Origin of the sequence: Methanoculleus sp. UBA413, from assembly GCF_002502935.1 — an archaeon.
Lineage (GTDB): Archaea > Halobacteriota > Methanomicrobia > Methanomicrobiales > Methanoculleaceae > Methanoculleus > Methanoculleus bourgensis.
Genome location: NZ_DAQR01000117.1, coordinates 85,371 through 95,272, shown reverse-complemented (window position 1 = coordinate 95,272; position 9,902 = coordinate 85,371). Strand labels below are relative to the sequence as shown.

The 9,902-nt window shown below is 62.1% G+C and carries 8 protein-coding genes; 4 read left to right on the top strand and 4 right to left on the bottom strand.

Features of this window, described 5'->3' with window-relative positions; translation table 11 throughout:
* Positions 1 to 23: 23 nt before the first annotated feature.
* Both BP858_RS10240 and BP858_RS10235 read left to right on the top strand, forming a co-directional pair.
* Positions 24 to 1,661 carry an META domain-containing protein gene (locus BP858_RS10240; protein WP_286879431.1) on the top strand — a complete coding sequence of 546 codons (1,638 nt, stop codon included), beginning with the start codon at positions 24 to 26 and terminating at the stop codon, positions 1,659 to 1,661.
* A gap of 204 nt (positions 1,662 to 1,865) precedes the next feature.
* A complete protein-coding gene (locus tag BP858_RS10235) occupies positions 1,866 to 2,720 on the top strand; it encodes an META domain-containing protein (RefSeq protein ID WP_074175365.1) in 855 nt (284 codons plus the stop codon).
* A gap of 432 nt (positions 2,721 to 3,152) precedes the next feature.
* On the opposite strand, the gene BP858_RS10230 is transcribed toward BP858_RS10235, so the two are convergent.
* The 4 genes from BP858_RS10230 to BP858_RS10215 all read right to left on the bottom strand — a co-directional run bounded on the left by BP858_RS10230 (position 3,153) and on the right by BP858_RS10215 (position 7,086).
* The gene (locus BP858_RS10230; RefSeq protein WP_074175364.1) at positions 3,153 to 3,548 is read right to left on the bottom strand and encodes a nuclear transport factor 2 family protein; all 396 of its coding nucleotides are present in this window, start codon (positions 3,546 to 3,548) and stop codon (positions 3,153 to 3,155) included.
* Positions 3,549 to 3,676: 128 nt separating this feature from the next.
* Positions 3,677 to 5,491, bottom strand: a complete 1,815-nt coding sequence (locus BP858_RS10225) for a molybdopterin biosynthesis protein (protein ID WP_286879430.1) — start codon at positions 5,489 to 5,491, stop codon at positions 3,677 to 3,679.
* Between the two features lie 85 nt (positions 5,492 to 5,576).
* On the bottom strand, positions 5,577 to 6,377 hold the full coding sequence (tsaA, locus tag BP858_RS10220) for a tRNA (N6-threonylcarbamoyladenosine(37)-N6)-methyltransferase TrmO (protein ID WP_286879433.1): 801 nt from the start codon (positions 6,375 to 6,377) through the stop codon (positions 5,577 to 5,579).
* Between the two features lie 67 nt (positions 6,378 to 6,444).
* Positions 6,445 to 7,086: an FmdE family protein gene (locus BP858_RS10215; protein WP_074175361.1), complete on the bottom strand. Its 642-nt coding sequence runs from the start codon at positions 7,084 to 7,086 to the stop codon at positions 6,445 to 6,447.
* A gap of 319 nt (positions 7,087 to 7,405) precedes the next feature.
* On the opposite strand from BP858_RS10215, the gene fdhF reads away from it, so the two are divergent.
* Positions 7,406 to 9,475 carry a formate dehydrogenase subunit alpha gene (gene fdhF, locus BP858_RS10210; RefSeq protein ID WP_286879429.1) on the top strand — a complete coding sequence of 690 codons (2,070 nt, stop codon included), beginning with the start codon at positions 7,406 to 7,408 and terminating at the stop codon, positions 9,473 to 9,475.
* A gap of 1 nt (position 9,476) precedes the next feature.
* On the top strand, positions 9,477 to 9,902 hold a 426-nt coding region (locus tag BP858_RS10205), incomplete at its 3' end, for a coenzyme F420 hydrogenase/dehydrogenase beta subunit N-terminal domain-containing protein (protein WP_286879428.1).

Genomic DNA, 9,902 nt, shown 5'->3' with positions numbered 1-9,902 from the left:
CAATCCCGCCCATATGCTGTTGTATGGCACCGAACAGAAGAACGAATAAGACCATCCTCGCGGGGGCGGCGCTGCTCGTCATCGTTGTGGCGGCAATCGTCACCGCAGGATGCACGGCAGGTACGTCGACGCCCGGCACGGTCGTCGGGCTCACCGGGGTCTCCTGGTCCCTGGACTCCTACCTCGCCGAGAACAACACACTCGTCCCGGCCCTGCCGGGATCGGAAGTTTCAGCCCGGTTCGGCGACGATGGAAAGGTCGTAGGCTCCGCTGGGTGCAACCACTACGGCGCAGACTACAACCTCAACGGCACGGCTCTCTCGGTCTCGCCGCCCATCAGCACAAAGATGTATTGTGGGGAGCCGGAAGGCATCATGGAGCAGGAGGCACGGTTCCTCGAGCTCCTCGGTTCGGCGGCAGGATGCCGGGTCGAGAACGACCGGCTGGAGATCACCAACGCCTCCGGCGCCACGGTGCTCACCTTCGTGAAGGAAGCGCCCGTAGCGCTCGCTGGAACGTCATGGACGCTCGCAAGCCTCGTCGGTGAGGACGGCGCCATGGTCCCGGTCCTCGCCGGCACGACGGTCACTGCAGTCTTCAGCGCTGACGGCAATCTCGGCGGGTCGGCCGGGTGCAACCACTACGGCGCAGACTACACGTTGAAAGACGCAAACCTCTTCATCGAGCCCGCGATCAGGACCGAGATGTACTGCATGGACCCGCCGGGCATCATGGAGCAGGAGGACCGCTACCTCGCGCTCCTCACAAAAGTCGCCTCCTACCGGGTGGAGCGGGTGACGGCGGACGGCGAGAGAATGCCCCTCAGTGCTTCCGTCTCCTCAAGGACGGAGAACGACCGGCTGGTCCTCACCGACGTGAACGGCGCCGATATCCTGGTCTTTGAGCCGATCACCCCGAAGCCCGACCTCCCGCTCACCGGGACCGACTGGGTGCTCGACGGCTACAGCACCGGGGGAGATGCGGTCTCCTCGGTGATCGCAGGCACAACCATCACCGCGAAGTTCGCCCCTGACGGGAACATCACCGGGAACGCCGGGTGCAACCACTACGGCGGTCGGTACAGTCTCAACGGCGCGAACTTCTCGGTCTCCTCGCTCTTCAGCACCCTGATGTACTGCGAGAAGCCGGAGGGCGTCATGGAGCAGGAAGGGAAGTATCTCGGCCACCTCGGAAACGTCTCCTCCTACCGGGTAGAGGGCGACCGCCTGATCCTCTCGGATAAGACGGGCACCGATCTCCTCTTCTTCGTGCAGGCCCAGAAGTTGCCGCAGGCCCCCCTCACCGGGACCCTGTGGACGCTTGAGTCCTACAGCCTTGAAGGAGATGCGGTCTCCTCGGTGATCGCCGGTACGACGGTCACAGCGGAGTTTGCACCTGACGGGAACGTCACCGGCAGCGCCGGGTGCAACCGCTACTTTGCCGCATACGAGGTCTCGGGGAAGACGATGACCATAGGGCCGGCCGGCTCGACAAAGATGTACTGCGGCGAGCCGGAGGGCATCATGGAGCAGGAGGCACGATACCTGAGCCTCCTTGAGTCGGCGGCAGGCCACCGCATCGACGGTGACCGGCTCGACCTCCTCGATGAGGCAGGGAAGACGCTGCTCTCCTACCGGGCAGAGAGTGTGGATCAGCCCTGATCGGCCCTCCGATCCCGGGGGCCCATGGCGCCCCCGTTCCCGATTTTACCGCAACAGGAAAAACCTCTCCCCCGCTGCGCCCGATTCAGGGAGCGAGCGGCGGATTGTCGCGCCCTCCTTCCGTTCCTCCGGGAGAGAGCGATTGAGATAATCTCAACGCAAATGGGTTATTTTTTCTTCTCTCACCTCCTACCCGTGGGATAGATGCGCAGAAGAGACGGACACCACACACTCGCGAAGGTCGCATTTCTGGTCATCGTGGTGGCATGCCTCTTCTCGGCCGTGTACTCCGGCGGGACGGGCACGCCCCCCGACGATGCCGGCCGGGTCGCCGAACCGCTGGCAGGGACGGCATGGAACCTGGTCGCACTCCGTGCCGACAACGGTTCCGTCACCGCGCCCCTGCCCCAGGCAGAACCGCTCATCATATTCGGCGAGAGCGGCACGCTCTCGGGGTCAGCCGGGTGCAACCTCTACTCCGCCCCCTACCGGATCAATGGAACCACGATATCGGTGGAAGCGGTCGCTATCACCGGGGCATACCCTGCAACAGTAAATGGGCTCGTTCAGCAGGAGAGCCGCTACCGGGAACTCCTTGTCGCGGCCTCCTCCTACCGGGTCGATGGCGACCGGCTGGTGCTCTCCGGGCCGTCGGGGAAGGACCTGCTCGTCTTTTCGCGGGCAGAGCAGCCCAAGACTGTGCCGCTGCTTGCGACGACATGGCAGCTGACCCGTTACAGCACCGGCGGCGGCAGCGCTGTCGCCTCACCGGTCCCGGGGACCAACATCACCCTGATCTTCGATGATGACGGTACGCTCTCGGGGTCTGCAGGGTGCAACGCCTACTCGGCCCCCTACCAGCTCAACGAGACAGGACTTGCCGTGGAGCGGGTCATCGCCACAAAGACCTCCTGTACCGAGCCAGACGGGGTCATGGAGCAGGAGAGCGCCTACCTGGCCCTGCTCCGGTCGGCGGCGGGCTACCGGATCGTTGGCGACACGCTCGCGGTCATCGACGGCAACGGCAGGGCGATACTCTTCTTTACGGCAGAGCCGTGAGGGATCAATCGCCCGAATACCCTTTTGCGGACGGCGAGTTGTGCGGGACTGGAGGGGCAACGGATCTCCGGACCCGAAATAAGGGCTTTGTTGATAACCCCTCTCTGCCCGCTTCGAAAAGCCGCAATCCCGGGACCACACCCGGACACGGCTTTCCACCGGGCTGCGCAGCCTCGCGGTGCTTGAACGCTGGTCTTCAAGTGGAGGTTACAGGTATTGCCTTGCAGGGACAGGGGCGGGGGCTATCCCCCGCCCCGTCAGCCCCACCCCAGACGCGATAGCCATCACGGCCCACTGCATGGGTGTTGCGGAGAAGATGGCCGGGCCAGCATGCACCCATGGATTCACCAGAGCCAGCAGCTGGATTCTGCATCCGGTAAATTTTGAGTTCACCCCCGGACTCACGTGCGTTTCAACAGGGCCAAAATAAGGTTACGCCGCCGGGATGGAGAAATGCATCTGGGCAAACACCCACGCGTGCCCAGTCCCGCGGAGCACCGCCGTCAACCGCACGTTCTGGGTCTGCGGGGCACCGCCGGCGACGACATGATACGCCATATCGGCCATCACCCACGCAACCGTCCCCTCAGCACCGATATGAATCTCGGAGAACTCGACCGATATCGTCTCCGCACATGAAAAGTCGCGCTCGAGGTGCCGGCGAAACTCTTCCCTCCCGATCACCTTTTCATCAGGACCGGTCCCGAACGCCCGAATGTTGGGGTCGACGAGCGCCACCATGCCATCGAGATCCTTCTTAGCGGCGGCCTCCGCCATCCGCCGGAGCACCGCCATGATCTGGTTCTGCGTCTGTTCGCTGACAGGCATGAATAGTAGTGGACCACCGCATCTAATATTTCACACGCCCTTTGTGCGCTTCCGCGTGAGACGATGGTCCGCCTCGCACACAGAATCTATGCGGATTATGCGGACACCCTGCCAGCCCGGCCGTCCCGCTACTTCTCCAGCGGTTGGAGGCGCTCCGGGAACTCCGGCGACCGGGCGGCCCGGATGAGGCTTGCGACACCCTCATCCCCGGCCAGTTCCTCCCTGATCAGGAGGTCGCACGTCTCATGCCCGAGCGGGGTGAACCGGAGCCCCGCCTCCCGCGCCATAGCGGCCGGGCAGACGCCTGCGTCGGCAAATCCGTTGCTGACCGCCGCTGCGACGGCCCCGGGCGTCCTGACCTCATGCTCGTAACCGGTGAGCCGGTCGGCATCGATCCCCTGCTCTTCCAGCCATGCATCCAGGAAGACCCGCGCCGCAGAACCCTTCGGGCGGTTGACGAACCTGAGCGACTCCAGGGCGCCGGTATCCAGGGCGTCTGACGACGCGATCCCAAGTTCCGTCCGGGCTACCTGCACCCGCAGGAGGTCTACCTCAGGCAGGTACCGGAGCACCAGGTCATTCCAGGCTGTCTCGGTCTTTGGGATGCAGACAGAAGCGGCGTGACAGGTCTTCGCCCGCAGAGCGAGCACCGCCCCCATCGTCGAGGCGTTGCAGCAGTGGAGCAGATAACCAGCATCAGAGAGGCAGTTCCCGAGTTCGTTCAGGGCGGGATAACGCACGCCGGTGCAGATGAGCGTGCGGGCGATCCTCTCCTGCGGGACGGTGAGCCGGACGCGCACCTCCTCGCCCGCCTCTATCCCCTCGCGCCCGGCCGGGACATGGAGGTAGCCGTTTGCCCGGACCACCGCCATCTGGATGCCACCCCCACGGGGATGCGGCGTCGCCCAGCAGGTGCCGTCCACCCGCCCGACAGAGACCGGAATAAACTCATCAAACCCGAGATCGGACGCCAGTTTCCGCGACAGCCGGACATCCAGCTCTTCGCCCTGGACCGGGGAGAGCCCCCACCAGCAAAGCAGGTCCCCCGCAACCTCCCGGAGGACAGTCTGTGCGGCGACAGGGTAGCCCGGCATCCCGAGAACCGGTTTACCATCGACCCGCGCGAGCAGTACCGGTTTCCCGGGCCTGACCGCGATACCGTGGAAGATGATCTCCCCGAGCGCGCCGACAACATCTGCAGAGTAGTCCCGGGAACCGGCAGACGAACCGGCCGAGAGGATGACAAGGTCGTTCTCGGCGACCGCTTCCTCAAGCGCCCTTTGGATCAGGTCCGGGTCGTCGGGGACGATCCCATAGCGACGGCAGGTCGCTCCCATCCGGGTGAGGTAGGCCTCCGCCATGAGGGTGTTTGTCTCGACCGTCTGGCCGGGCGCAGGCACCACACCGAGCGGCACGAGATCGCTCCCCGTCGGGATGATCCCAACCCTGACCGACCGCACCTTCACCCGGGTTATGCCGTAGGTAGCAAGCGCGCCAGTATCAAACGGCCGGACCTGATGACCTTTCGGGAGGACAAGCTCACCGGCCCTGATATCCTCGCCGGCATGCCTGACGTGCTGCCAGGGCGCGGCCGACTTCCTGATCCAGGTCTTGCCGTCCTCGTCCCAGGTATCCTCGACCATGACGACGGCGTCAAACGAAGGGGGAAGTATCTCGCCGGTATTGATGCGGGCACAGTCCCCAAGAGGCAGCGGCCGCTGGTCCTGTGCCCCCAGGGTATCGGCGCTCTTGACCGCGTAACCGTCGAACGTCGCAATATCGGCCAGGGGTACAGAATACTCTGCGTACAGCGGTTCGGCTGTCACCCTGCCGACAGCCAGACGCAGCGGCACGGTCTCGGTGTGGTCCAGGGGTGGAAACGCCCGCCGCATGGCCGCGAGCGCATCAGGGAGCGGTGTGAGGTTCAGGTAACGGCGTGGCATGCTACTCCTCGATAATGTGCCTGATTAAAGGATCCAGGCATGTACATGATTATTCGTTACTTTCTGTTAAAAGGCAATTGTTTTTTTATCGGCAGATCTCGCAGTCGAAGAGCACTGCTTCGTTGCACGCAAAGACCGCATCGACACTCTCCGGCACGGTCCGAAGGTGAAAGACCACCTCTTCTCCGGGACAGGCAAAAACGTAGCAGTCTGTCCCCGAACATCCCAACCGGTGGTTTCCCGGGCGCGCACCGGTGATCCCGATGAGCGCGTCAGCGATGCAGGGGTCGGCGCCGAGCGTGACCGCGACCAGAGGGTGCCGCAGGTCGCGCCTGAGGATGCGGGTCGCCGCCTCCGCGACCCGCACCGCGACCGCCACACCCGGACAGAGTTCCCCGTGGTAGTTCACCGCCTCGCGGATGAGGCCCTCCCGGTATTCGCCGGGCCCCATCTTCTCGATCTTCTCGGTTCGGTCATGACCGGTCGCGGAGAAGACGCAATCCCATCCCGTCTGGTAGGGTTTGATGTCGATCACCGGCGTCCCGTCGATCACGTCCACATTCTCAAGCTCGAGGAACCGCCCCTCCCGGAGACCGCGCAGCCGCACCACGGAGACGGAGAGGGGGTTTGGTCTCTCGGGCGAGCGGAGCGAGAAGACACCCTTCTCAGGGAGGTCGCGGGAGACCTTCCGGGCAACCGCCTTCAGGACGGCCCGGTCAGCCTCGTGCAGCCAGCAGATCAGGATGAGATGCGAGTTCTCTTCAACGCCTGACAATGCCCCGGCGTAATCGGGGAAGACCTCGATCTCAGCCTCGACGCCCTGGACCGGCATATCGCTCCGCGAACGGAGATGCGATCGCACAATCCCGATAGGGGAGAGTTCCATGCGGTGCACTCGTGGGTGATAGGTGTTACACCCCCATATGCCCTTTCTGTATGGGGGAGCCGCCCTTTCAGTATGCTGTCTTCTCGAAGTAGGACTGGGACCGGCAGTCGGCACAGGCTCCGCTGACGAGTAGGTTGTCCGGAACCATCTCACCGCAGATGGAGCAGATGGCAGACTTCCAGGGCTGTTTCCGCGGCACTTTCACCCGCACCCACTCATACGAGAGGAGGTCGCGCCCCGCATCGATGATCTCATCGATCAGCGCAGTGCCTCGGGTTCTCGGGTCAAAGAGCGGGTCTTTGGTATACCAAAGGGCAAACGTCGGGTACCGGCCGATCTTCTCGCCATCGACGAAGACCCGGATCCCATCCACCTGCGGCGTCTCGGCAGGCCGGTTCATGGTGATGGCAAACTTCCCTATGGGAAACACCCGGAGACGGCCGTTACCGATCGTGCAGTGGGCGATCATCTGCAGGGCGTCAGGCAGACACCTCGTGGTCTCGCAGACGGCGTAGATCTTCTCACCGCCGGGAGGGTCCAGGAGTTCCAGGGCATAGTCCACCATGAAGACCCCGATCAGGAGCCCGGGGGCTGCAAATGTGTGAAAGTCGATGCATCTCCGGAAATGCTCTATCAACTCCGGATCAGAGCCTTTTGACTTAAGTCTGGCCTCGATATCATCCCGTGTATGATTCAGTCTCGGTTGCACGAAGTAATATTTGACCAGGGTTAGTTGTAAACGTTTTGGATTGTTCAACCACGTTAAGTTTATTATAGTCGGATATTTTCAACATTCTCTCAAAAATTAACGCTTAAATCAATAAAATATGTCCTTATACCCTATTTTTAAATTATATCGGGTCGGTACTCAATAGAGATCAATTATATCATGTATAAAATGGCCAGATGTTAAAAGAATATGTTTAAATTTATATACTACTTAGTAGAGTAAACTAGTGTAAGTATGTCCATCCTTTCCTGACATGCTTGGCAACCGACGTTGAATGCAACAATCGGGAGAATGTTGAATGACAGAAACCAACGGAAAGTTACGCTACGTTCCCACGACCTGCCCGTACTGCGGTGTAGGATGCGGCCTTAACCTCGTGGTGAACGACGGCAAACTCGTAGGGGTAGAACCCTACAAGAGGAGCCCAATCAACGAGGGAAAACTCTGCCCCAAGGGAGCCACCTGCTGGGAGTTCGTGCAGAGCCCCGACCGGCTGACAAAGCCCCTCATTAAGAAGAACGGCAAGTTTGAAGAAGCGTCCTGGGACGAGGCTTACGACCTGATCGCCTCGAAGTTCAAGGAGACCTACGAGAAGTTCGGGCCGAAGTCCCTCGGGTTCCAGGTCTCGTGCCGGACGCCCAACGAAGAGTGCTACATCATGCAGAAACTCGCGCGCGTGGCCTTCAAGACCAACAACATCGACAACTGCGCGCGCATCTGCCACGGGCCGTCCGTCGCAGGACTCTCGCTCTCGTTCGGCTCCGGTGCCGCGACAAACCCCTTCGAGGATCTCGCGAACACGGACCTCATCTTCATGATCGGGGCAAACTCGGTTGAGGCGCACCCGCTCGCCGGCCGCCGGATTCTCCAGGCAAAGAAGGCGGGCAAGACGCTCATCGTCTGCGACCCGCGCTACACGCCCACGGCGCGCCTGGCCGACCACTACGTCCGCTACAACCCCTCGACGAACATCGCCCTGATCAACTCGATCATGTACTGGATCATCAAGGAGAACCTCCACGACAAGGAGTTCATCGAGAAGCGGACGAAGGGATTCGAGGATATGAGGAAGGTCGTGGAGAAGTACGCGGATGTTGAGTCGATCACCGGCGTTCCCACCGAGCGGGTCAAGGAGATCGCCCGGATGTACGCGAGCGCCAAGAATGCGGTGATCATCTACTGTCTCGGCATCACGGAACTCTCGACCGGCACGGACAACGTCAGGTCGCTCGGAAACCTCGCGATGCTCACCGGCAACGTCGGGAGACCAGGAACCGGCGTCAACCCGCTCCGTGGCCAGAACAACGTGCAGGGCGCCTGCGACATGGGTGCCTACCCGAACGTCTTCTCCGGCTACCAGAAGTGCGAGGACGACGCTACCCGGAAGCGGATGGAGGAACTCTGGGGCGTCACCGGGCTTTCAAGCGAGTACGGTGTGACCCTGACAGAGCAGATCAACCAGTGCGGCGACCCGATCAAGGCGATGTACATCTTCGCGCTGAACCCGGTCGTCTCCTACCCCAACGCGAACCACGTAATGAAGTCGCTTGAGAAACTGGACTTCCTCGTCGTGCAGGATCTCTTCATGACCGAGACGGCGCAGTATGCCGACGTGGTCCTGCCCGGTGCATCCTTCGCTGAGAAGGACGGGACGTTCACCAGCGCCGAGCGGCGTGTCAACCGTATCCGCAAGGCCGTGGATACCCCGGGCGATGCAAAGGAAGACTGGCAGATCTTTGTCGACCTAGCCCACAAACTCGGGCTCAAGGGATTCGACTTCAACTCACCCGAGGAGATCTGGGACGACATGCGGCGGGTCACTCCGTCGATGGCCGGCATCTCCTACGCGAGGATGGAGAAGCCGGAGTCCGTACACTGGCCCTGCCCGACCCTGGAGCACCCAGGAACCCCGATCCTGCACCGCGAGAAGTTCTCCGCGGCCGACGGTCTCGGCACCTTCTTCGGGCTCGAGCACCGGCCGCCTGCGGAGGTTGCTGACGCCGAGTATCCGTTCACCTTGATGACCGGACGTCTGATCTTCCACTACCACACCCGGACCCAGACCGGCCGGGCGAAGATCCTCCACCACGAGGTGCCCGAAGCCTACGTGCAGATCAACGAAGAGGATGCCGCGCGGCTCAAGATCCAGAACGGAGAGATGATCCGGCTTCGGAGCAGGCGCGGTGAGGCGGAGGCCCTTGCCAGAGTGACCGATGAGGTCGCGCCCGGCGTGCTGATGATGACGATGCACTTCGGCGGGAAGGGGTCTGTGAACCTGCTTACGAACAATGTGCTGGACCCGCTCTCCAAGATGCCGGAGTTGAAGCACAGTGCGGTTGCCGTCGAGAAGATCACGGGGGTGCAGTGAGATGGTAGCGAAGGGAGATATGGTATATGCCTGGACAACGAGCTCCGATATCGCCAAGGTGGCGGAATGCGGCGGCGCGGTGACCGGGCTCCTCAAGTTTGCCCTGGAGAACGATATCGTCGACGGCGTGCTGGCGGTCAAGAAAGGTGTTGACGTCTACGACGCTGTGCCGGCGCTGATCACCGACCCGGCTGAGATTGCAGAGACGGCAGGTTCGCTCCACTGCGGGACGCTCCTGCTCTCGAAACTGATCAAGAAGTACATCGGTGGCGCTGAGGATATGCGCCTTGCCGTGACGGTGAAGGGTTGCGACGCGATGGGCATATACGAGCTTGCGAAGCGCAACCAGGTGAACCTGGACAACCTCCTCCTGATCGGCGTCAACTGCGGCGGCACGGTCAGCCCGGTCCTGGCCCGGAAGATGATC

Coding starts and splice junctions, on each gene's coding strand:
- tsaA (WP_286879433.1), bottom strand. CDS start 6,377: ATGGAACTCTCCCCTATCGGGATTGTGCGATCGCATCTCCGTTCGCGG.
- BP858_RS10230 (WP_074175364.1), bottom strand. CDS start 3,548: ATGCCTGTCAGCGAACAGACGCAGAACCAGATCATGGCGGTGCTCCGG.
- fdhF (WP_286879429.1), top strand. CDS start 7,406: ATGACAGAAACCAACGGAAAGTTACGCTACGTTCCCACGACCTGCCCG.
- BP858_RS10240 (WP_286879431.1), top strand. CDS start 24: ATGGCACCGAACAGAAGAACGAATAAGACCATCCTCGCGGGGGCGGCG.
- BP858_RS10225 (WP_286879430.1), bottom strand. CDS start 5,491: ATGCCACGCCGTTACCTGAACCTCACACCGCTCCCTGATGCGCTCGCG.
- BP858_RS10235 (WP_074175365.1), top strand. CDS start 1,866: ATGCGCAGAAGAGACGGACACCACACACTCGCGAAGGTCGCATTTCTG.